A 22,738-nucleotide genomic window follows, 5' to 3' on the forward strand; every position below is an offset into this window, starting at 1 on the left:
GTCAGTTCTCCCATTGAAGGTCGTCAACGGCGTCGAGGATGCGGTCGACGCTCGGCAAGTAGTAGTGTTCCAGCTTCGGAGCCGGGTACGGGACGTCGAAGCCGGTCACCCGGCGGATCGGCGCGGCCAGGTAGTGGAAGCAGCGTTCCTGCACGCGGGCCACGATTTCGGAGGACACGGAGGCGAATCCATGGGCCTCGGCGATCACGACAGCGCGCCCGGTCTTGCGCACCGACGCGCAGACGGTTTCGTCGTCGAAAGGAACGATCGAGCGGACATCGATCACCTCGAGGGAGCGGCCTTCTTCAGCGGCGGCAGCGGCGGCGGCAAGCGCGGTCGGGACCGAGGGGCCGTAGGCGATCAGCGTCGCATCAGTGCCGGGACGCGCGACGGCGGCCCGGCCTTCGCTGCTGGAACCCGCGGAAACGTTAGCGTCGTGTTCGGCGCGCAAGGCGCCCAGGTCCACTTGGTCTTTGGACCAGTAGAGCTTCTTGGGTTCCATGAACATGACGGGGTCGTCGGAATCGATGGCTTCGCGGAGCATGCGGTAGCCGTCCGCGACAGTCGCCGGTGTGTAGACCTTCAGGCCTGCGGTGTGGGCGTAGTAGGACTCGGAGGAGTCACAGTGGTGCTCCACGCCGCCGATCCCTCCCGCGTAAGGGACACGGATGACCATGGGCAGCTTGACGGCGCCCTTGGTCCGGTTGTGCATCTTGGCGACGTGGCTGACGATCTGTTCGAAGGCCGGGTAAGCGAACGCGTCGAACTGCATCTCGATCACAGGACGCATTCCGTTCATGGCCATGCCCACGGCCATGCCCACGATGCCGGACTCGGCCAGCGGGGTATCGAAGCAGCGTTGTTCTCCGAACGTGGCCATGAGGCCGTCGGTGATGCGGAAGACGCCTCCCAGGCGGCCAACGTCTTCACCGAATACCAGGACGGAAGAGTCGGCTTCCATGGCGTCCGCCATCGCGGTGTTGAGCGCTTTGGCCATGGTGATGGTCTGCGGACCTGAGGCTTCGGCGACGGCTGCTGCGCTGGCTGCCGCGCTGGCGGTGGCGGAGCTGACGTCGCCGGTTGCGGCGTGTTCGGTGGCCTCAGAGGATGTGGTGACGGCGGGGCTCATTTGCCTGCCTCCTTCTGGTTGGATGCCTCACGGGCGAGTTCGTCGGCGAGCAGGGCGGACTGCTCCTTCAGTTGCGGCGTGGGGGTGGAGAAGACGTAGCGGAAGAGGTTCTGCGGGTCTACTGGGACGTCCTCCCCCAGGCCTTCGCGAAGCTGCGAGGCAACCGATTCGGCCTTCGCTGCGATTCGGGTGGAACCGTCATTGTCGAGCAGTCCACGATCGGTAAGGTACGCCGTCATGCGGGTAATGGGGTCCTTGGCGGTCCATTCGGCAACTTCGCTGTCCTCGCGGTAGCGGGTGGCGTCGTCGGCGTTGGTGTGGGCCTGCATGCGGTAGGTGTGGGCCTCGATGAGGAGGGGACCGGAGCCTTCGCGGGCGAGTTTCACTGCCCGGTCCAGCACGGCGAGCAAAGCGACGAGGTCGTTGCCGTCAACGCGTTCACCGGCCATGCCGTAACCGACGGCCTTGTGCGCCAGCGACGGCGCCACGGACTGCTGGCTGAGGGGTACCGAGATGGCGTACTTGTTGTTCTGGACGAAGAAGATGACGGGCAGGTGGAAGACGGCAGCGAAGTTGAGGGCCTCGTGGAAGTCGCCTTCGCTCGTGGCACCGTCGCCGCACATGGCCAACACCACGGTGTCCTCACCGCGCAGTTTGGCGGCATGCGCAACGCCGACGGCGTGGAGCAGCTGGGTGGTCAAAGGCGTGCACTGGATGCCCACCTTGTGCTTGGTGGGGTTGTAACCGCCGTGCCAGTCGCCGCGGAAGATGGTCATGGTCTCCACAGGGTCGACGCCCTTGGACATGACTGCTACGGCATCGCGGTAGGTGGGGAAGAGCCAGTCGCCTTCGCGGAGGCACAGAGCTGCCGCTACCTGGCACGCTTCCTGGCCGTGGCTGGACGGATAAACGGCCATGCGGCCCTGCCGGACGAGGGCGGAGTTCTGGTCATTGACGCGGCGCCCGACAACAAGTTGTTCGTAGGCTGCCATGAGTTCAGCGTCGCCGGGGATGGGATATTCGTGGCCGGGTTCCGTGCCCTGTTCACCTTCGGGCTTGAGCGCGCCAGAGGGATCGACCATCTGGATCTGATGGCGTGCAGGCAGCATGTAGTCTTCCACGCTGATTCCGAACTTGCGCCGCACTTCGGAAGCTTGGTCGTTGGCTTCGGCATCGTCCGGCCGAGCGTCAGCCAGACCCTGGGCCTCATGGTCCGCGGAGATCGTCATTGGTCCGTCCTTCTGTATCCACTATTTGTCACCAGTATGTTCCCTGGAGAAGTTTCGTATCCAGCTCTGGGCAGAATCATGGAAAAGCTTGCTGGAAACATCTAATCTGGAAGACAAATCGCAAATGTGAGCTGGCTAACTGGCCCACGCCGAAGACGAATTGGAGATCCCATGGCCGAGGTCGAACCGGATCAGGCAGAGGTTCCTCTTGACCAAGTGGACAGGGACATCATTGCCGAGCTGACGCGGGACGGCCGGATGTCCGTCACTCAGGTGGCGGAAAACGTCCACATCAGCAGGGCGCACGCGTATTCGAGAATCTCGCGGCTGACGGGCGAAGGGGTGCTCACCAAGTTCACCGCACTGGTGGACCCCATCAAGGCCGGCTTGAAGTCATCGGCCTACGTCACGCTGAAAGTGCAGCAGCACTCTTGGCGTGAGCTCCGCGAAGAGCTTCGGCTCATTCCGGAGGTACAGCACATTGCGCTGGTGGGCGGCGATTTCGACGTCATCCTGCTGGTCCGTGCCACCGACAATATCCACCTGCGCAGGGTCATCTTCGACAGGCTGCAGTCGATGCCAGGAGTGCAGGACACGCAGACGTTCCTGGTGTTCGAGGACTTGGATACGCGGTGAGACTCGGAGTGATCGCCGTGCTCGGAAGTCCTCATATGCTTGGGCATCCTGTAAATCTAAGAGGCGAGACGCCCTTACATCAGCACGGGAACGCAATAGGCTTCACTACTTCCGACATGCGAGTGTCAAGATCGCAGATTCTCCTATGATGCCCACAGGCGCGAACTTGCCTGCCTGGCCGATGGCGAAATAATCCGGGGACGTACCGGAGCTACCGGACCAAAGCGAGACAGAGAACCGCCGCAGTAGCGCAAATCAGGACGGCCAGCCCCGCATACTTGCGTCGCCTTCGCGTACTTTTGCGGTATGGATTGATGTCCACGTAGCCGGGCAAAGCGTCCTCCATTTTTGATGTACCTGAACATCCCCTGAATAAGTATCGACCACGAACCGGGCTACGTAAGTCGTGCTCGCCTCCCGATGCCCGCAGTGTCGCTTGATCCCGCCTGATTGTAGAAAGGTCCAATCCAAACAGAAAAGACTGTCGACCGTCATTGCGCCTCAAGACAAGCGGCCAGCACGGCGGGGGGAGGCTCAGGTAACAACGGACAGCTCAGAATAGTTATGCAGGTAGAATGACCGGGACCACATGATTGAATGACGTACTGGGGCGCGTCCTGCACGCAGGCTCCGGGAAGCGACACAGGGGGACCCCGCTTTGGACCTACGCGATTACGTGCGAATTCTGCGACGCAACTGGATTTTGGTAGTCGCCATCATGTTGGCTGGACTTCTTGTCAGCGGTCTTGTCTCCATCTTGACGAAACCTACGTATACCTCAGAGACGCAGCTCTTCGTGGCTATTCAAAATTCTGGCTCTGCTCAAGAGCTCCAACAGGGCAATACGTTCAGTCAGGCACGAGTTCAGTCTTACGTAAAGACAGTGGACTCGCCGGTTGTACTCCAACCTGTGATCGACGCACTTGGCCTGTCAGTGACCGCCGAAGATCTATCCAAGCAGGTCAAAGCGAGTACTGATCTTAACACAGTGCTAATCAACATCTCCGTGGATGATCATTCCCCGGCTCAAGCAGCCGCAATCGCCCGAGCCGTTGCCGACAGCCTGATCCACGCAATCGACTCGCTCGAGAAGCCTAAGAGCGGCGATTCCTCCCCTGTGAGGCTCTCCGTCACCAAGCCTGCAACGGTCCCGCCGGCTCCGTCAGCTCCCCACACAACGCTTAACCTCCTGATAGGCCTCCTAGCTGGACTTGCCCTGGGTGTCATCGCCGCTGTCCTTAGAACGACGTTGGACAATAGGGTCCGAGGCGAGGTCGACCTTCGCCGAATCACGGATTCGCCCTTGCTGGGCGCCATCACGTTCGACCAAGACGCGGCTAAAAAACCGCTCTTGACCCAAACGGCTTCGCAAAGTAGGCGGGCAGAGTCTTTTAGACAGCTGCGCACAAATCTGCAATTCACGAACGTCTCAGGACGGGCCAAGACCGTACTGGTTACCTCGTCTTTGCCTGGTGAGGGTAAGAGCACCACTGCAACCAACCTGGCAATTGCGATTGCACAAGCGGGACAATCCGTATGTCTCATTGACGCTGACCTCCGACGCCCCATGGTGAGCGAGTATCTCGGCCTCGACTCTAACGCGGGACTCACAACGGCATTACTCGGCGCAGCAGATGTTAACGACCTATTGCAAAACTGGGGTGACGATCAACTTTTCGTTCTTACCTCAGGACAGATTCCCCCGAATCCAAGCGAGCTGCTTGGCTCTGAAGAGATGAAGGACCTAATCTCACGACTCGAACGAGCCTTCGATACGGTCGTAATCGATGTTCCTCCCCTTCTCCCCGTCACAGATGCAGCCGTCCTTTCGCAGTATGTAGGAGGGGTAGTACTTGTGGTCGGAGCGACGAAAGTCAAACAGCATGACTTGCAGAAGGCCCTTAATGCCCTCTCTATGGTGGAGTCCAATCTTCTTGGAGTGGTTCTCAATCTATTGCCCGGAAAAGGCCCCGATGCATACACGTACGGTTACGGCTATTACGGTCAAGATAAAGAGCCACGTTCCGCCTCGAAATCCAGCACCCAATACATCGAAACCAGCGCCAGCATCAGGTCGCAAGATCATATTTCAAATACGGATCCCAGACCCGCGAGTACCTATCCTTACGCTCAAATCGATCGTCCCTAAATTCAAGCACTTGGCATCACACATCTACGATCTCCAGGGAACTCACTGAGCTGCTAGCGGAGACCATCTAATTAGGTCTCCAGACTTTGCATTCAAGACGGACCGACATGAAGCGTCTCGTGCACAGTTCGCGTCTACCGGCAATGCATCCCACGCGAGTGAGAAACTGCTCACGTAAAACCCTAAGGAGGATTGAGCTCATGAAGCCTCAATCTCACAAAAGTGCGGGGCCGCTCACATCCTTTCCAAGATCGACGCGCAGCTATGAGACTTCCGCCGTGGATCAGCAGGAACAAACGGCAAAGGCCTCGACTTATCGCGCTCGACTCCAAACTGAGTCAGGTGAACGCAAACCAGGCTCCCCGATCGTGGTTCAGCTTTCTTTAGCGAGCGTGCTCGTAGGTTCCACTGGAGCATTTCAAGTATTCGCTCAAACCGGGGGCGGAGCAACTCTCGTCTACGCTCCACTAGCTGTCGCATGCTGGTTGATCATCATTCAGCTCCTAAGTCCCGTTCATTTTCCGAAAGAACGTTGGGCAGAATTACTTCCACTACTGATACTGTGCCTCGCGCCAACACTTAGCGTCCTATGGTCCAGTTACCAACAGAAGACAGTCAATGATGCCATCACTCTCGTAGTATTTGGCCTTCTCGGAATTACGATATCCAAATATCTTAACTTCGAGACACGGCTGCGAACGGCAGCTTTAGTAATAGGCGGATTGCTAGTCATATCCGTTCTCGTCGTAGCACTGTTCCCAACCTACGGAATCGATAACGATACGCGTTCGATTGCTTGGCGCGGAATCTTTCTAAATAAGAATTCACTAGGAAGAGTTGCGGCCATCGAACTACTATTGGCGGCCTACTTATTCGTCAAAGGATCTGGATTCCTAAGAATAGTCTGGCTGCTTTCTATACTTCTAAGCGTCGCCGTAATTCTAAACTCAGATAGTCAGACGGCTCTGGTGGCTGCTTTGGCTGGCCTTGCTGTTGCATTTATCCTCGAACGAAGGAGATCTCGGCGCAACCTGGCCTCACGTTTCGCGACAATACTTGTGGCAAGTTATCTCGTGTTGTCGAATCTCATACCATTGGCCGGCCCGATAGTTGCAGGCTATCTTTCCAGAGACACTACGCTCACCGGCCGGACGTTTCTTTGGTCTTTTGCCAATCAATTTGCCGATCAAAAGCCTATTTTTGGATGGGGATTCGGTGCGGTCTGGCAAACCCCCGGTGGCGTTGGCGATGCGATATCGCAGCAATTGACTTTCGTCCCTGGCAGTGCTCATAACGGCCTCATCGACTTACGCCTTCAACTGGGGCTTTTCGGAATCTGCCTATTTGCCTCAGGGCTCTGGATGTTGATTTATCGCACATTAAAGTCGACCAATGCGACGACGCAGTATCCTTGGAAGATCGGATACGTTGTCCTCCTTCTAACAATGGATTTGGCCGAATCGACGTTCTTCTTTGGCCTCACCTGGTTCTTGGCTTGGGTATTTCTTAGTGACTATCGATCAAAACACGGGGAGTTCCATTGAGACGAATAGCCGTACTTGCATATGCCTGCAGAATCAACGAGGGGAGTGAACCAGGCGCTGGCTATCATTGGGCAATTGCCGCGGCAAAGTCTGCGAAGGTCGAAATTATTACTAGACCCCTGGACCCGGAGACACGGCAGGCATTGCAATCGGCCGGAATCACCGTCAATGAAATAGTAGTGAGGCATTTTCAAAGGGTTCCTCAACTGTCCTACATGCGATGGCTACTCCAAGCTCAGAGGAAGTTGACCGAATTGCATGCGGCTGGTCCTATCTCCTTGGTACACCACATAACCTATGCGAATGATTGGCTACCGGCTCCGAAGCTCGAAGGCGTCCCTCTAGTTTGGGGACCTGTTGGCGGGTCCACAGGCCTTCCCAAGGCTTTAGGTGGGTTGTTCTCTCGAAAACTCCTTGCAAAGGAGGCCTTTCGCTCATGCCTGACTGGCGCCGTCCGGGTATTCACCCGTCGCTGGGCCAGAAAGTATGTTGATATCCTGATCGCACAAAATCAGGACACAGCCACAAATTATTCCAGTGTCCGACAAGTTTTCGTGCGGCCAAACTACGTGATTACACCACCAGCTAAGGACGATTTCGGTCCCCGACTGGAAAAAGACATTGCAATAGTTGGGCGTCTCATTGAAATGAAAGGCGTCCACATTGCCATCTCGGCCATGACATCGGACGCACTAAAAGAGTGGACCCTTCATGTAATCGGTGATGGACCCATACGAGATAGATTACAGAATCAAGCCAAGTCACTCGGTGTAGCAGAACGAGTTCTTTTTCACGGACGACTCCCGCGAGATGCTGTCTTAAAGCGCTTGGCAAAAGTTCGCTGCTCGCTACTCCTCTCGACTCACGATGCTGCTGGCTGGTCTGCGGCAGAATCGATCTCTGTAGGAACTCCCGTGCATACGTGGAACCATGGCGGTCCCGCAGAAATCGTTAGACTCACTGGCTGTGGGACAACGACGCCGCCGGGCCCTGAATGTGTTCAAGAACTTGCAGAAGCTATCGCGGGCGCCGCCGTACATCCTGGTGATGTCGACTTGTCCTCATACTATTTGGAGAATCTGTCCGTCGAATTGGGGAATTGGTATGACAAAGCAATTCGATGAAACCGCACCGGTCGCCCTGATGTTCCATGCCCGCTATCGAACACTCGGCGGCGAGGAGCGAAGCTTTGATGAGGAGGCCGGGCTGTTAGAGGCTATTGGATTCCGGGTAGTTAGATTTGAGTTGTCCAACGCTGATCTTGGTTCGAGCTTTATTTCGGCGCTTAGCGCAATCTTCAACTTAGCCGTGTTCAAGACTGCTATGCGGTTGATGCGCCAGAACAAGCCGGCGTTTGTTTACGTCAACAATCTTTGGCCCGCCCTTTCGCCCGCTGTGCTATGGGCCGCCCGTATCTGCAATATTCCAACTTTACAGGCACTTCGTAATTATCGAATTGTCTGCCCTTCTGGAAAGCTTAGCAATGAAGGGAGCTGCTTAAATTGCGGAGCGTCCTCGTTTCCCTTCAAGTGCATAATGCATGGTTGTTACAATCACAGTCGCGTGCAAACCGCTCTAGTCTCCCTTTTTTCGTGGAATGTTCGAATTTCGAACATACGCAGGCGGAACCATTTCTATCTAGCCACCAGTACTATCACCAAAAGTCTGCTTGTCAGGCATGGCATTCCTTCAGACAGAATCCGCATCCGCCATAACTTCCTCACCTCAATCGTTGAACCTTCGTTTGACCTCGGTTCCGGGGTGATTTACGTTGGGCGGCTTTCCGAAGAAAAGGGCATCTCTGAAATAATAACCTCTTGGACCGAAATAGAGGACGCTCCCCTTCTGACCCTGGTCGGTGATGGCCCTCTTGCCGGCGTAGTCCGATGCGCATCAGAGGATGAGGCAGCCAAGATTAGGTGGCTGGGCACCCAGCCCGCCTCGAAGGTCCTGAGTCTACTCAAGGAAAGTTCCCTCAGCATCGTGCCTTCACAATGGGCCGAGCCATTTGGAAGAGCTGCCATCGAATCTATGAGTGTCGGCACGCCTGTAATCCATACCAATGGAGGTGCCTTGGTGGAAATTGTAGGCGATACCGGGATTCTTCTGGACGACCTCACTACGCCGAACGTCTCGCAGGCACTTAGTGTCGTTAGGGATCAGTCGCGGCTAATTGAACTTCGCAAAAGAGCATTTGAGAGATATTACGACGCTTACAGTCAGATCGCGGCAACCGAAGACATTCGGCAACATATTCTGGCTGTTGTTGACAATTGAAGAGATTTTTCGCATCGTTCTTTGTTATTGATCAGGCCGTAAGCAGCATGATCACATTCGTCCTGATTGCGGGTCTGTCTAGGGCAGGCGGTCCGTCTACAGTTGGGTCGATCGCCATCTTTCAGACGATCGCGCTAACAGGACTTGCGGCTGCACGTGCTATTGGAGTCGATGTCTGGGCTGCGTCAGGCGCAAAACCTGCCGATCGGCGCCCTGCCCTTTCTTCAAGTGTTCTCCTGGCCATTGGCGTGCTTCTCGTCAATACAGTCCCTGCGGTATTCCAGACCGCCCATGGCACTCCGATTATTCTTTACTGGGCGGCAACCCCTGTCATCGTACTTTTGGATGCTGTAAGAATCCTGCTGCTCCACGCAGGAAAGACTTGGGTCTCGGTGGCCACCCAGTCACTGACTCTTGTTGGGCTTGCGTATGTGTTGTTTGTCGGGGGAAATGCAACTGTACTCTTGAGCGTCTATCTGGCGGGAGTTGTAATCACTACGATTTCCGGCTTTTTTGCGCTTGGACTTCGCCCTCCCTTACCATCATTTCGTTATGCCTCTATCAACCGCAGGAGATCTGGGCCATTCCTTCTCGAGATTTCACTAGGATCTATCACCCAGCAACTCCTATTTCTACTTGTTACAGTCCTTTCCAATGTCGAAACCGCGGGAAGAATTAGAATCGCCCAAACACTTCTGGGCCCCATGTCCGTCGTCTACTCGGGGCTTTCCCCACAACTGCTTCGGCAACTGGGTCGGCTGGGCGAGAACAACAAACGAGCCGTATCGAGAGCCGGCCAGAATTTCGGTCTGTTGCTTGCCGCCTGCTCTTTTGCGGGGGCAGGTCTTCTCAGCCTTGGGCTAAGCGTTGAGGTTTCAGGATTCAGTCTTCTAGGGCTACTCACGGGGCACAGAGATCTCAGCCTTCCTCCGATAGTGGCGGTTTGTGGAGCTGCCTTAGCCTCCGGCGGTGTGGTGCTTGGAGTCGGCACCGCAGCGCGTGTGGTGGGGGCAACGCAGAGCTTGAATCGTTGGAGGTTGCTTTTGATCGCTCCCCAAATCGGAATCGTTGCCGCCGGAGCCTTGACGGGAAGTGGGCTCCTGGCTGCCACAGGTTTGGCAGTATCTTCGGCAGCGACCGCGTTGATGTCCGTCCTCATTCTTTCGAGAAATGTTCCGAGACGAACTAGAAAGTACCATCGCAAGCTCAGGACCGACCCCACGCAGGTTCGTAATACCAGTTCTTCCCCTCTCTCAGAAGGAAAATACTGTGAAGATTCTTATCGCCGTTCTGACGTACGATCGGGAGATCGAACTTGAGCTTTGCCTTGAATCAATAGGCGTAGCGATCGAGAATGTCAATGTGTCCGTCGACGTCGTCATCGGCGATAACAAGCCCGGCTCAAATTGCGTGGCGACCCATCTACTATGCGCAAATAGGGTGCAAATGGGATTCGGCTCCATTTCGGCTGGACGGCAGTTTTTGCTCAATAAGGCCCGGGTTGAGGGTTATGGCTATATCGCCTTTATCGATGATGACGAAGTCGTATCTCCCACTTGGCTCGCCCGGATGCTTGAGACCGCGAAAGCACACCAATGCGCTGCGGTTGCGGGGCCTGTCACGCCTGTGGGACTGAGGGCTGCCGACCTCCCGCTTCACGCCAGGAAACGCCACGCAACGGGAACCATCGTCCCGTCCGCAGGTGCTGGGAACCTCCTGCTCGATCTAAACCGGGCGAAAGTCACCGACTTTAACCTTGATTGGGGCCTAGCGGGTGGCGAAGATACAGATTTCACCCTCAGACTAAGTGCGAATGAAGGTCCAATAGTTTGGTGCGATGAAGGAGAAGCCTTTGAGCCAGTTGCTGCTAATCGACTCTCTCGCAGATGGTTGATCAGGCGATATTTTTCAAACGGTCGCATCCTTTATAGGGCTCAGCGCTCTCTTACGTCCGTTCCTGACCGCTTGCCAGCTCGCACTCTCGCGCTGGCATTCAGCTCATTCCAGTTGCTTATTCTGCCTTTCTCGACGAAGGCATTCCGTTATTTCCTCGACCATGGCGCGAGGAACCTTGGCTACGCATACGAAGCGCTCGTTGGAGGTTGCAGGCTAGCTGAGAAGGATTGACTGAACTAGATGGAGCGCGGATTTCTCGAGCCTCGCCCCAGGATCAACTAGTTGTGTTCTACCATTCGACGAGTCTGGGCCGAGTTCGCACTCATGCTGGATCACGGCTGGTTCCGTCGATCGGGGCTACGGCCTCGTTCTGAGAACGGATCGCAAAAAATAGAAACTTCCAATCGTGTATCGCTTCCAGAGCCTGCGAGGCTCCTTGATAAGGCGATAGAACCACTCAAATCCCGATTTCTGTATCCAAAGAGGGGCTTCTGAGGCAGTTCCCGCTTTGAAATCAAAGGCAGCACCGACGCTTGCAAAGGTCAGGCTGGGAAACCTTAAGGCAAGTTTTTCGGCTGCCAGGTCCTGCTTAGGTGTACCTAGCCCCAACCAGACGATTTGGGGATCTTGCTTCTCAATTTCGTTGCAAATTCCCTCGATGAACTCACCGTCGAGCGGGGCAAACGGCGGTGCGTAAACCCCTGCGATCGTGGAATTTGGGTAGTTCTCCCGGGCCCACTCTACGAGGAGGTCCAATGTCGACGACGTAGCCCCAACGAACGTGTGGCGCAATCCGTGTTTGCATCCATTGGCAATCACGTTCTCAAAGAAAGTTGGCCCTCTTACCCTAAATGCTGACAGCGGTTCGGGCCGTCCAGATGCCCTTCGAATGAGCCAGGCGACTGGAAGTCCATCCGCAAAGTTCTGTCCTGGAGCCTCCAACGCGCGACGATAGAGCTCATCCCTGTCAGCTAAGCCGACGCAGTAAGCATTTGAAAAGCGAAGATTTTGACCCTGACCGGAAATTGCATTCTTGAGTGCGCTCTCAACAACCTCGTCAATTCTCGCCACTGAGAATGAAACTGACCCTATTTTGGTTGTTGAAAATCCCAAAATATCCCCCAAATAGCTCCACGAAAGATCGTCAATATTGTCCAATGTGCAGGCTATCATCGAGTGAGCACCGTAGCAATTGACTTGCTCGTGAGCATCAGTGAGGAGCTCTCGGCAGCGCTCACGCACCAGGCTCGGCGGTAGAATCCTAAGCATATGCAGCCCAGGTGAGTTGGGAGCTGTTCACAGTTGAGGAACTGAGTATCACGTTGGCCGGAGCCAAGTCGCCGGCCCCGCGGCGTTATATACGGACCGATTCCGTCATCATTGCCCCATGCGGCTACTATCATCACGATGACGCCCTTCGATCTGTGATATCGGTAGGTTGCGGGTCATCTCACTATTCGGACCTCGGGGGAATCATGGCCAAAAGAGCATTCATAACTGGCATAACGGGCCAAGATGGGTCCTATCTCGCTGAACTGCTTCTCGGCAAGGGCTATGAAGTCCACGGACTGATTCGCAGGGCATCCACGTTCAATACTGCAAGGATCGACCACTTGTACGTAGACCCTCATGACGTCAAAGCGAAGCTCTTTCTCCACTACGGGGACCTCAGCGACGGCGCGCGCCTAGTGACTCTACTTGCCCAAATCCGACCTGACGAGGTCTACAACCTTGCAGCTCAGTCCCACGTTCGCGTGTCGTTCGATGAGCCTGAACATACTGGAGACACAACTGGCATCGGCTCCATTCGTCTGCTTGAGGCCGTTCGAATGTCTGGTATTGACACGAAGTTTTACCAGGCATCCTCCTCGGAAATGTTCGGTGCCACGCCGCCTCCACAGAACGAAGAGACACCGTTCTATCCTCGTTCCCCGTATGGCGCGGCCAAGGTGTACAGCTACTGGGTGACAAAGAACTACCGCGAGGCCTACGGAATGTTTGCCGTCAACGGCATCTTGTTCAACCACGAATCGCCACGCCGCGGAGAAACTTTCGTTACTCGCAAAATTACCCGCGCTGTGGCCGCCATCAGAGCCGGCAAACAGGACTCCCTCTACATGGGCAACTTGGACGCCGTGCGCGACTGGGGCTATGCAGCCGAGTACGTCGAGGGCATGTGGCGCATGCTTCAAGTTGATGAACCGGACGACTATGTTCTTGCAACTGGCGGAAACTACACAGTCCGCGATTTCCTCCAAATCTCCTTCGAACACGCCGGGTTGAATTGGGAAAATCACGTGCATTTTGACGAACGATACCTGCGCCCAACCGAGGTTGACGCGTTGGTAGGAGATGCTTCAAAGGCACAAGAGAAGCTTGGTTGGAAGGCAACAGTGCACACTCCTGAACTCGCTCGGATCATGGTGGATGCTGACATCGAAGCATTGAGCCACGCCGGCAACAATTGGATCGATCGTGTCGATCTCGACAGTTGGAAAAACTGATGTTGGAGTCCGCTAACTTCACGCCTGGCAACCTCGACCGCAACGCGGTATTTTACGTGGCCGGGCACCGTGGCTTGGTGGGTTCGGCTATTTGGCGGAAGCTTGAAAACGAAGGCTTCACCCAGCTTGCGGGCCGGTCTTCCGCCGAACTCGATCTCAAGGACCGCGACGCTGTCTTCGAGTTCTTTGCCCAGGCCAAGCCCCGTTACGTCGTTTTGGCTGCGGCGAAGGTGGGAGGTATTCTCGCCAACAACACTTATCCCGTGGACTTCCTCAGCGACAATTTGCGGATACAGGTTAATGTTCTGGACGCGGCCCGCGAGCATGGTGTCGAACGGCTCCTCTTCCTTGGGTCATCCTGCATCTATCCCAAATTCGCAGACCAACCAATCCGCGAGGATTCGCTACTCACAGGCCACCTCGAACCTACCAATGACGCTTATGCGATCGCGAAAATCGCAGGCATCATGCAGGTGCAAGCAGTTCGCCGACAATATGGACTCCCATGGATATCAGCCATGCCCACCAATCTGTATGGGCCTGGCGACAATTTCTCGCCAGAAGGTTCACACGTTTTGCCTGCCCTGATTCGCCGCTACGACGAAGCGGCCAAGTCCAGTAACCCGGTGGTCACCAACTGGGGCACCGGTATGCCGAGAAGAGAATTCTTGCACGTAGACGACATGGCGTCAGCTTGCCTTCATCTACTCGAGAACTACGACGGCCCGGGCCAGATAAATGTCGGTACTGGGATGGATGTAACCATCAAGGAACTGGCGGAGATCGTGGCGAACTCCGTTGGATTCTCCGGGGACATCAAATGGGACACTTCGAAGCCCGATGGCACGCCACGAAAACTTCTGGACGTTTCAAAGCTCTCTGAAGCCGGGTGGTCTGCTTCCATTGGTTTGGAAGAAGGGGTCAGGTCCACCGTGGATTGGTACCGATCAAACTTGGCTAAGATCCGCAACTAAGAGGTCGGAACCGTACTCAAGCTGGAATGGGGGCTCTTTGAGTCAGGAGGCAAATTGGAGGGCACGTACTTCGCGTACCCTGCGAATAGTCGACGGGTTTGTCATTGTCTGGGCGGTGGCAGGCGCCTACAGCATCCGGTTCGGGCTGGATTCTGGTTTCACCATTTCCGGACAGGACTCCGGCTACGTTTGGCTGTCAATCTTCTTGGGCCTCGCCTGGTGGCTCATGCTTGGAGCTTGGAGCACCCGGCAAAGTCGAATTCTCGGCTCCGGGCCGGATGAGTACAAGCGAGTAGCCGCTGCGTCCCTTTGGCTATTCGGCCTAGTTGCCATATTTTCTTACGTATTCCGCGTGGAAACTGCCCGAGGCTATGTCGGAATCGCCCTACCTGCCGGCCTTGGCGGATTGCTACTCGCACGGTGGCTTCTTCGCCAGCATCTGAGCGTTCACCGTCAAAAGGGTCGACGTATGTCGCGGCTCCTACTGCTTGGCGGACCCAGCGCAATTGTCCATCTCGCCGAGACACTTGTGCGAGAGAAGCACGCCGGATATTTGCCCATCGCCGCATATACGCCTGGTGATCCCTCCCCCTCTCAAGAATTGAGCAGCGTGGGGTTGCCGGTACTTGGGTATAAGCCGGAAACGCAAATAATTCTGGATGCCATCGAACAATGCAAAGCTGATGCGGTCGCCGTCACCGCAGGAGTGCAACTACATCCAAAAGCCCTCCGCCAGCTCGGATGGGAGTTGGCCGACCGGAACGTCGGGCTCATCATGGCTCCCGCGCTCACCGACATCGCTGGACCTAGGATCCACACACAACAAGTTGCCGGCCTGCCCCTTATTCATGTCACTACGCCCACGCTTGAGGCAGGGCAACGCGTCGCCAAACGACTATTCGACATTGTGGTTTCCGCCGGCCTCACATTGCTTTTCTCGCCGTTGCTGGCGGCCGTCGCTCTGTTGGTGAGGATCGATAGTCCCGGCCCCATCCTCTTTCGACAGGAACGGGTGGGGTTCCAAGGCACGCCGTTCAAAATGCTTAAATTCCGCTCCATGGTGGTGGATGCCGAGTCGAGGCTAGCCGAGCTCGCTCATCGGAATGAAGGCAACGGGCTTTTGTTCAAAGTCAAGAACGATCCACGCATCACCCGCGTTGGAGGATCCCTCCGCAGATACAGTTTGGATGAGCTTCCGCAGCTATTCAATGTCCTGTCCGGTTCCATGAGCCTGGTCGGCCCGCGGCCTCCTTTGCCGAGCGAGGTGGAAGACTACGAACAGGACGTCCGTCGGCGGCTCCTCGTTAAGCCTGGGGTGACCGGGCTCTGGCAGGTCAGTGGGCGATCCAGTCTCTCCTGGCAGGATTCGGTCCGTCTGGATCTTTACTACGTGGAAAACTGGTCACTTGCTGGGGACCTCATCATCTTGCTACGCACTGCCCGAGCCGTCGTCGGCGGCCATGGGGCCTACTAATCACTTCTGACGCAAAAACGACCCTCTGCGGAAGGCATCACAATGCGCATTTCAGTCATCGGTTGCGGCTACCTCGGCGCCGTCCATGCTGCCTGCATGGCCAAACTTGGCCACGAGGTGGTCGGCATCGACGTAGACGAAGGGAAGATCCGGAGCCTCTCCGCGGCCCATGCCCCGTTCTTCGAACCCGGTTTGGATGAACTTCTCAGAGACGTGCAGGAGACGGGACGCCTGTCCTTCACCACAGACATGTCCGCGGCCGCAGGTTGCGCTGTCCACTTCATCTGCGTAGGGACACCACAGAAGAAAGGTGAGAATGGTGCCGACCTTCGCTACGTTGATGCCGCAGTAGAGGCGCTCCTCCCCCACACACGGCCGGGCGACATCGTGGTGGGAAAGTCTACAGTCCCGGTGGGGACCGCTGCCCGTCTGGCTGGCATTTTGGTCCAAAGTGAACCCAGCGCCCACCTGGTTTGGAATCCAGAATTTCTGCGCGAGGGCCACGCCATCAAGGACACCCTGTCCCCGGACCGCTTGGTGTACGGCGTAGCAGATGGTTCGGAGGATCACGTGGCGGTCTCAGTCCTGGATGAGGTCTACGCTAATGCCCTCTCGGCTGGCACACCTCGGTTGATCACCGACCAGCCGACCGCCGAGCTGGTCAAGACTGCGGCAAACTCCTTCCTGGCTACCAAAATCTCCTTTATCAACGCTATGGCAGAACTCTGCGAGGCATCCGGAGCAGACGTCACGCGTCTCGCAGACGCCATTGGCATGGATGACAGGATCGGCCGCAAATTCCTCAACGCTGGCATCGGTTTTGGCGGTGGATGCCTCCCCAAGGACATCCGGGCCTTCATGGCAAGGGCCGGCGAACTGGGCGCGGATCAGGCCTTGACCTTCCTACGGGAAGTGGATTCCATCAATATGCGACGCCGGACACGCGTTGTTGAACTCACCCGGGAACTCTGCGGAGGAAGCCTGCTCGGACAGAACATCACGGTTCTTGGTGCCGCTTTTAAACCCGAAAGCGATGACGTTCGCGACTCGCCAGCGCTCAGCATCGCAGCGCAACTTCAGCTCCAGGGCGCGGTGGTTACCGTGACCGATCCGAAGGCCCTGGAAAACGCCTCAAGACGGTTCCCGGAACTGCAATATGAACCCGATCTGGAAACGGCGATGGCGGGTGCAGATACTCTGCTCTTGCTCACCGAATGGCAGCAATACAAGGAACTCGACCCATTTGAGGTGAGCAGCGGCGTCACCGGCCTCCGGATCCTTGACGGACGTAACGTCCTGGATGCCGCAAAATGGCGGGCTGCCGGATGGCAGTACCGAGGACTTGGAAGGCCTTAGGCGTGACGGAAAACGAAGACTCCACAGCCATTTCGAATGAAAGGGAGGTGCGGCAGAGTACAAAGACTCCCTTACAGAGCAGGCGCGGTCGTCGCCTATTGATAGCCGGAGTTTCCCTTGTGGCCCTCTTGGTGGTTGCAGGGAGCGCTACGTTTTGGCTGGGGGTCAAGGCCTCCACCATCAAGGCAGAACTTGAGGCATCCACTCAGTTAGTGCCTAGGCTCAAAGAGAGTTTGCTGCAGAACCGTCCGGCAGACGCGTCGTCCGCCGTCGACGAGCTGCGTCGTCACACCGCGGCCGCACGCGACGCCGCGTCTGATCCAGTTTGGACTCTTGCATCGGCGGTTCCTTGGATCGGCGCGAACTTCTCCGCAACAGCCGAAATAGCCCGCTCGGCAGATGACGTTGCAAATTTGGGCGTCGCACCGTTAGTGAATGTGTACGACTCCATGAACTGGGACAAACTAATACCTAGCGGCAACGGTACCGATCTGGGGCCAATTCGGAAGGCAGCTCCCGCGGTGGCGTCAGCGGCGCATGCTGTGCGCGTCTCAGCCGAACGGCTCGATAAGATCGATTCCAGCAACTTGCTCCCACAAATTTCCGGCCCGCTAACACAGGCCCGTCTACAACTCGGCGCCGTGGTGGATGAGTTGGACAGCGCATCGGACGCAGCAGGCCTGGCCCCGGCCATGTTGGGCTCTGACAAGCCGCGGCACTACCTGCTCCTTGTCCAAAACAATGCCGAAGCTCGAGCGACGGGTGGGATCCCCGGAGCCTTGGCGGTTCTCACGGCGGATAAGGGAAAGATTAGCCTCTCGGCCGAGAGCAGCGCTAATGAGCTTGGCGTCTTCAATCCGCCAGTTCCAGTAGATGCCGAACAAGAGCGCATCTACAGCAACCGCATGGGAACCTTCATGCAGGATGTCAATTTCACCCCGGATTTCCCCACTTCTGCTGCTACCGCGCTAGAAATGTGGCAAGAAAAGAAAGGTGAGACGCTTGACGGCGCCATTTCGATCGACCCGGTAGCTCTCGGCTACATACTCGATGCCACCGGACCAGTCAGGCTCCAAGACCCGCAGATGCTTGCTTTGACTGAGGGAAAGCTGCCGGCCCAACTCACTGGCAAGAACGTAGTGAAAACCCTACTTTCGGATGTCTACGCTCAAATCAAGGACCCAATCACTCAGGACAGCTACTTCGCTGCTGTGGCCAAGGAGATTTTCGGCGCTCTCTCTTCCGGCAAAGGCGAGGCGAAAAGCCTCCTGACCGGCGTTGGGAAGGGCGTGGACGAACACAGGATTCTGATGTGGTCCGGGGACCCCAGCGAACAATCCATCCTCGGCAAGTACCCGCTCAGCGGCTCAATTTCGGGCCCGAGCGTGGCGGCGGCCCAATTCGGCGCCTACTTCAACGACGGCACGGGCGCAAAGATGGACTACTACGTGAAACGCACAGTCCAACTCGTTACTCAATGCCCCGCTAACGGTTACACCACGGTCAAGGTGCGGATCACTAGCACGAATACTGCACCTCTTGACGCTGCAACCTCATTACCTGCATATGTGACCGGAGGAGGTGCCTTTGGTGTGCCGCCCGGAACCGCGCAAAGCAACGTGATTGCCTATGGTCCTGCCCAGGCTTACGTTGAAGCCGCCACCCAAGATGGGAAGAAGGTCCCCTTCGGCGCCGAACGCCACGACGACCGGCCGGTTGGCATCCTTTCAGTGCGGCTCGCTCCGGGACAGAGCAGCACCACTGAATTCACTTTTGTCAAAATCGTCCAACACAGCCAGCCGGAGGTGGTGGTGACGCCAACGGTCCAATCGGTGGATAAGGTAGTCCTCCCCAGCCAATCGGAAGCCTGTGGAGCCAAAGGATAGACAGGGGTGTTAATCCTTTGTAACGAGTTTGGATTTACTTTGCCCTAAGTACCCTTAGGATGATAGCTTCTCTCTTGGGTAGATCTCAGATTTCAGTTCACGTGTTCATGGTGAATGAAATCACATCATCACAATGAATTTCGTTCGTATCAGGTCTCAAGCACGTACCAAAGGTCTCAGGGGGACAAAAATTGAAGAAAACACTTGCAGTGCTCGCGCTTGCGGGCAGCATCGCACTCGTCGGCTCGGCTCCGGCAATGGCCGTTAATTACCCGGCACCGGTAGACCATGGCGCCGTCTCAGGTTCCATCGTTACACCCGGAGCAACCATTACCTTCTCCGGAACCGGCTTCGCCCACGGCGAAACCATCCACATCAGCATCGTCATAACAGCACCCGGCAACCCTCAGGGCGCAGCAGCACCCGGCGCAGGTGCTGCCGTCATGGCAGTTGGCAGCTCACTTTCGCTCGCTCCCACCGAAGTGACTACGGTTGCTGACGCAAACGGCGCTTTCGCCCTGCCGGTAACGCTTACCGAAGCAGGCACCTACCAGCTCACCGCCGTTGGTGCGACCTCCGGGCACACCGTCACGGCGACCGTCGTTGCGGCCGCACCGGCCGCTGGTCTTGCAAACACCGGTGGCACCGGACTGGCCAACACCGGTGGTACCGGTTTGGCCAACACCGGCGTCGACTCCAGCCTGATTCTTTGGGGCTTGGTCGGCGCTGGCGCACTCGTCGCCGGCACGGCCTCCGTAGTGGTGGTTCGCCGCCGCGCAAAGAACGAACCCGTAGCAGCAGCCTAAACGCTAAACAAAAGGAGGGGTTGTTTCCGGTGATCCGGAAACAACCCCTCCTTGTTTGCGCCTACGGTAACTTATGAACATGGGGAGACATTGGCGACGCCGCAAGAGGCTGAGCTTCAGGGTGGAGTTGCCTACGATTCCACGTATTCCGGCCATTCCGGGTGAGGCTTGGCCCGTCATTTTTCTGATCCTGCTGGCCATGGTTTCCATCGGCGTCGCTGCTTTCGCACTGATGCGGCATTCCTGATCACGACTCCCGTGTTAACTTGTAAAACACAGGTGCCACGCACGCCTGCCAGCTAGTGAAAGAGCTATACCTTTGGAATCGCCCCAACCCATTCGGATCTTGACCGTCTGCACCGGAAACATCTGCCGCTCCCCCGTGGCCGAACGACTGCTTCAGGCAGGCCTGGACCAGGTCCTCCCCGGCGGCTTCGAAGTCCGCAGCGCCGGTACCCGCGCCATGGTCGGCAGCCCGATCCAACCGCTGTCCGCAGACATCATCCGAACCTACGGCGGCACTCCCGAGGATTTCGCGGCCCGCCAGCTCACCTCGAAAATCCTTCGGGAATCGGACCTGGTACTCACTATGGCGTCCCACCATCGCGGTGAAGTGCTGCAGCTGGACGCCTCCCTGCTCAAACGGACGTTCACCATCAGGGAGTTCGCACGGATGGTGACGGCCCTTGAAGAACGAGGCGACGCGCCGCCGTCGGACTCTGACTACACCCAACTATGGCGAGAACTGCCGGCACGGGCATCCTCCGTGCGTCACCTCGTCCTTGCGGCAACATCCTCGGACAACGACGTCGCCGACCCCTACAAACAGGGCGCCGACGCGTACCTGCGGATGGAAGACGAACTCGCCCCGGCCATCCTCAGGATTCTCCGCTATGCCCGGCTAAGCATGCAGCACTCCTAACCCAGGAACGCCTTCATCCAGGTCTTGAGGTCTTCGCCGAATTCGGCCCGCTCGGATGCCAGCGTAATGACGGCCTTCAAGTAGCTAAGCTTGACCCCGGTATCGTAGCGACGTCCGCGGAAGACCACCCCGTAAACGCCCGCGCCTTCGCCTTCGCCCTTAGCGAGGGTCTGAAGCGCATCGGTCAACTGGATCTCGCCACCGCGCCCTGGCCCGGTCTCTTCGAGGACACCGAACACAGCCGGGTGCAGGACATAGCGCCCTATGACAGCCAAGTTTGATGGCGCCTCCTCAACGGAAGGCTTCTCCACAAGGCTGTTGACCCGGACGTAATCCTCCCCGGCGATGGGTGTAACGTCCGCGCAGCCATATGCGCTGATCTGCGACGGATCCACTTCGATGAGAGCAATCACCGAGCCGCCCGTCTTCGCGTGGACGTCGATCATGGTCGACAGGAGCTGATCGTTCTCGTCAATCAGGTCGTCCCCCAAAAGCACGGCAAACGGTTCATCCCCGACGTGCTGCTTGGCGCACAGCACCGCATGCCCGAGTCCCTTCGGTTCGCCCTGCCGCACATAGTGGATGGGCCCGAGCCCGGAGGCATGCTGCACGGCGTCCAAACGGGCCTCGTCGCCCTTCAGCTCCAACGTGCGCTCAAGATCTGGTGCCCGGTCGAAATGGTCTTCAAGTGCGCGCTTGTTACGACCGGTGATCATCAACAAGTCACTGAGTCCCGCCTCCACGGCCTCCTCGACCACATATTGGATGGCCGGTCGATCTACCACCGGCAAGATCTCCTTCGGCATCGCCTTGGTGGCAGGCAAGAACCGCGTGCCCAAACCGGCGGCCGGAATAACTGCTTTACGAACTGATCTCCCCATAGACATAGGCAAATCCTACGAATGGATTATCGAAAGTGCGAATCCCGGAGGCAAGATTTCTGCGCCTCCGGTCGAGAAGTCGTCAGCTCCGGGCGCAAAGCGTGGCCGTCGACAGGTAGGTGGGGATTTGCTGTCCGGCGCCTCCTGCACCAGGCGACCTGGGCTAGCCGACCGAAGTTTGCCGCGGGCTGTCCAGCCCGGACCATTGTCGGTTCGCTCCAGCCCATGGGTGGGTGTGGATCGGTGGCAGATGTTCGGGCGCTGACTGCATTCGGAAGGTCGGGGAAATTGGCGGAATTAGCTCCCCTAGATGCCACGCCAGACAGGCAGAGGAGATTGTAAGCATCATTATATTTGCCTCACCACACTATCATTGAACAAATTTCTGTTTTCTGCTACCTTCGGGGAACTCACAAAGACGTTTGGAATTTCGGGGGGAAATTCATGCGCACATCAATAAAAACAACCATTCTCGTCGGTGCAGTCGGCGTTTCCGCCATCACACTTACCGCCGCAACGCTCAACGCTCCTCCGTCGATATCATCAGCCTCAGACGTCGTTCCGGCTTTCTTATCGCGACCGGCGGAGTCTGATAAATTACCGGACACATTCATTGCCACCTTTGCGCCAACCGGCGCCGATCTCACAAACGCCCGGTTTCTTGGGGCCGGCCAGAACGCTCGATACTTCGCCGTCACTCGCGGTTCGGACAAGATTTGCATCGCAACCATCGGGAAAGCTGCCGAGCCGCTCGGTTTGGCCTGCACCAACGTCAAGGGCTTCGAGGGCTATGGGCTTCGAGTCGGCAACGATGACCGTAGCGAACAGGCTTGGTTGATATCTCCCCACGGCGCGGCCGGAAATACGCTGAAGAGCGCCGACGCCGTTGCGGCCGCAAGCAAGGGTGGCCAATGGAAGCAGATCGCCCCCAGCCTTCTTGTACTGGAGCCGAGGAACCAATAGTACAAAGCGTATTGCACCGTTTGCCTCGGGACTTGCGGGCCGGATCGCGCGATAAACCAATGCGTGCTTTGCTGGCTCCACCAGGACATCGCCGAAACTATTCAAAATAAGG

18 protein-coding genes are annotated in these 22,738 nt (G+C 57.0%); 14 read left to right on the forward strand and 4 right to left on the reverse strand.

The genetic code is table 11. The features are described 5' to 3' along the window. Position 1: 1 nt before the first annotated feature. The gene (locus OIT41_RS16340; protein WP_264636850.1) at positions 2-1,129 is read right to left on the reverse strand and encodes an alpha-ketoacid dehydrogenase subunit beta; all 1,128 of its coding nucleotides are present in this window, start codon (positions 1,127-1,129) and stop codon (positions 2-4) included. After that, the gene (pdhA, locus tag OIT41_RS16345; RefSeq protein WP_264636851.1) at positions 1,126-2,358 is read right to left on the reverse strand and encodes a pyruvate dehydrogenase (acetyl-transferring) E1 component subunit alpha; all 1,233 of its coding nucleotides are present in this window, start codon (positions 2,356-2,358) and stop codon (positions 1,126-1,128) included. The genes OIT41_RS16340 and pdhA overlap by 4 nt, the downstream gene beginning before the upstream one ends. Positions 2,359-2,529: 171 nt before the next feature. Between pdhA and OIT41_RS16350 the strand changes: the two genes are divergently transcribed. The 6 genes from OIT41_RS16350 (at position 2,530) to OIT41_RS16370 (ending at position 11,091) form a co-directional block, all read left to right on the forward strand. Further along, positions 2,530-2,994: an Lrp/AsnC family transcriptional regulator gene (locus OIT41_RS16350; RefSeq protein WP_264636852.1), complete on the forward strand. Its 465-nt coding sequence runs from the start codon at positions 2,530-2,532 to the stop codon at positions 2,992-2,994. A gap of 718 nt (positions 2,995-3,712) precedes the next feature. Further along, on the forward strand, positions 3,713-5,143 hold the full coding sequence (locus OIT41_RS16355) for a polysaccharide biosynthesis tyrosine autokinase (RefSeq protein ID WP_413542335.1): 1,431 nt from the start codon (positions 3,713-3,715) through the stop codon (positions 5,141-5,143). A 278-nt stretch (positions 5,144-5,421) separates the two neighbouring features. Then, positions 5,422-6,687, forward strand: coding sequence for an O-antigen ligase family protein (locus OIT41_RS16360; RefSeq protein WP_264636854.1), 1,266 nt, complete (start codon positions 5,422-5,424; stop codon positions 6,685-6,687). A 647-nt stretch (positions 6,688-7,334) separates the two neighbouring features. Next, positions 7,335-7,811, forward strand: coding sequence for a glycosyltransferase (locus OIT41_RS21025; RefSeq protein WP_413542336.1), 477 nt, complete (start codon positions 7,335-7,337; stop codon positions 7,809-7,811). Continuing rightward, positions 7,792-8,964 (forward strand): glycosyltransferase family 4 protein, encoded by a 1,173-nt coding sequence (locus tag OIT41_RS16365; protein WP_264636855.1) that lies wholly within the window; start codon positions 7,792-7,794, stop codon positions 8,962-8,964. The genes OIT41_RS21025 and OIT41_RS16365 overlap by 20 nt, the downstream gene beginning before the upstream one ends. Before the next feature lie 1,269 nt (positions 8,965-10,233). After that, positions 10,234-11,091 carry a glycosyltransferase family 2 protein gene (locus tag OIT41_RS16370; RefSeq protein ID WP_264636856.1) on the forward strand — a complete coding sequence of 286 codons (858 nt, stop codon included), beginning with the start codon at positions 10,234-10,236 and terminating at the stop codon, positions 11,089-11,091. A 126-nt stretch (positions 11,092-11,217) separates the two neighbouring features. On the opposite strand, the gene OIT41_RS16375 is transcribed toward OIT41_RS16370, so the two are convergent. After that, the gene (locus tag OIT41_RS16375; RefSeq protein ID WP_264636857.1) at positions 11,218-12,018 is read right to left on the reverse strand and encodes a WecB/TagA/CpsF family glycosyltransferase; all 801 of its coding nucleotides are present in this window, start codon (positions 12,016-12,018) and stop codon (positions 11,218-11,220) included. Between the two features lie 317 nt (positions 12,019-12,335). Between OIT41_RS16375 and gmd the strand changes: the two genes are divergently transcribed. The 7 genes from gmd to OIT41_RS16410 all read left to right on the forward strand — a co-directional run bounded on the left by gmd (position 12,336) and on the right by OIT41_RS16410 (position 20,782). Next, positions 12,336-13,364: a GDP-mannose 4,6-dehydratase gene (gene gmd, locus OIT41_RS16380; protein ID WP_264636858.1), complete on the forward strand. Its 1,029-nt coding sequence runs from the start codon at positions 12,336-12,338 to the stop codon at positions 13,362-13,364. Further along, positions 13,364-14,338 (forward strand): GDP-L-fucose synthase family protein, encoded by a 975-nt coding sequence (locus OIT41_RS16385; RefSeq protein ID WP_264636859.1) that lies wholly within the window; start codon positions 13,364-13,366, stop codon positions 14,336-14,338. Before gmd ends, OIT41_RS16385 begins: the two co-directional genes overlap by 1 nt. A 115-nt stretch (positions 14,339-14,453) precedes the next feature. Continuing rightward, positions 14,454-15,812, forward strand: a complete 1,359-nt coding sequence (locus tag OIT41_RS16390; RefSeq protein ID WP_413542291.1) for a sugar transferase — start codon at positions 14,454-14,456, stop codon at positions 15,810-15,812. Between the two features lie 42 nt (positions 15,813-15,854). Beyond that, complete coding sequence (locus tag OIT41_RS16395; RefSeq protein ID WP_264636860.1) at positions 15,855-17,168, forward strand: UDP-glucose dehydrogenase family protein; 1,314 nt, start codon at positions 15,855-15,857, stop codon at positions 17,166-17,168. A 2-nt stretch (positions 17,169-17,170) separates the two neighbouring features. Further along, complete coding sequence (locus OIT41_RS16400; protein ID WP_264636861.1) at positions 17,171-19,054, forward strand: DUF4012 domain-containing protein; 1,884 nt, start codon at positions 17,171-17,173, stop codon at positions 19,052-19,054. A gap of 191 nt (positions 19,055-19,245) precedes the next feature. After that, a complete protein-coding gene (locus OIT41_RS16405) occupies positions 19,246-19,860 on the forward strand; it encodes an LPXTG cell wall anchor domain-containing protein (RefSeq protein ID WP_264636862.1) in 615 nt (204 codons plus the stop codon). A gap of 319 nt (positions 19,861-20,179) precedes the next feature. Continuing rightward, on the forward strand, positions 20,180-20,782 hold the full coding sequence (locus OIT41_RS16410) for a low molecular weight phosphatase family protein (RefSeq protein ID WP_264636863.1): 603 nt from the start codon (positions 20,180-20,182) through the stop codon (positions 20,780-20,782). On the opposite strand, the gene galU is transcribed toward OIT41_RS16410, so the two are convergent. Continuing rightward, positions 20,779-21,669, reverse strand: a complete 891-nt coding sequence (galU, locus tag OIT41_RS16415) for a UTP--glucose-1-phosphate uridylyltransferase GalU (RefSeq protein WP_264636864.1) — start codon at positions 21,667-21,669, stop codon at positions 20,779-20,781. The two genes, OIT41_RS16410 and galU, sit on opposite strands and share 4 nt — an antisense overlap. 438 nt (positions 21,670-22,107) lie before the next feature. Between galU and OIT41_RS16420 the strand changes: the two genes are divergently transcribed. Next, positions 22,108-22,626, forward strand: coding sequence for a hypothetical protein (locus OIT41_RS16420; RefSeq protein ID WP_264636865.1), 519 nt, complete (start codon positions 22,108-22,110; stop codon positions 22,624-22,626). Positions 22,627-22,738: the final 112 nt, after the last annotated feature.

Origin of the sequence: Arthrobacter sp. YA7-1 (genome assembly GCF_025960325.1) — a bacterium.
GTDB classification, from domain to species: Bacteria; Actinomycetota; Actinomycetes; order Actinomycetales; family Micrococcaceae; genus Arthrobacter; species Arthrobacter bambusae_A.

Excerpts from the sequence above, each read along its gene's own strand:
- OIT41_RS16340 (WP_264636850.1), bottom strand. The coding sequence starts at position 1,129 with ATGAGCCCCGCCGTCACCACATCCTCTGAGGCCACCGAACACGCCGCA.
- pdhA (WP_264636851.1), bottom strand. The coding sequence starts at position 2,358 with ATGACGATCTCCGCGGACCATGAGGCCCAGGGTCTGGCTGACGCTCGG.
- OIT41_RS16350 (WP_264636852.1), top strand. The coding sequence starts at position 2,530 with ATGGCCGAGGTCGAACCGGATCAGGCAGAGGTTCCTCTTGACCAAGTG.
- OIT41_RS16355 (WP_413542335.1), top strand. The coding sequence starts at position 3,713 with ATGTTGGCTGGACTTCTTGTCAGCGGTCTTGTCTCCATCTTGACGAAA.
- OIT41_RS21025 (WP_413542336.1), top strand. The coding sequence starts at position 7,335 with ATGAAAGGCGTCCACATTGCCATCTCGGCCATGACATCGGACGCACTA.
- OIT41_RS16365 (WP_264636855.1), top strand. The coding sequence starts at position 7,792 with ATGACAAAGCAATTCGATGAAACCGCACCGGTCGCCCTGATGTTCCAT.
- gmd (WP_264636858.1), top strand. The coding sequence starts at position 12,336 with ATGGCCAAAAGAGCATTCATAACTGGCATAACGGGCCAAGATGGGTCC.
- OIT41_RS16385 (WP_264636859.1), top strand. The coding sequence starts at position 13,364 with ATGTTGGAGTCCGCTAACTTCACGCCTGGCAACCTCGACCGCAACGCG.
- OIT41_RS16395 (WP_264636860.1), top strand. The coding sequence starts at position 15,855 with ATGCGCATTTCAGTCATCGGTTGCGGCTACCTCGGCGCCGTCCATGCT.
- galU (WP_264636864.1), bottom strand. The coding sequence starts at position 21,669 with ATGTCTATGGGGAGATCAGTTCGTAAAGCAGTTATTCCGGCCGCCGGT.
- OIT41_RS16420 (WP_264636865.1), top strand. The coding sequence starts at position 22,108 with ATGCGCACATCAATAAAAACAACCATTCTCGTCGGTGCAGTCGGCGTT.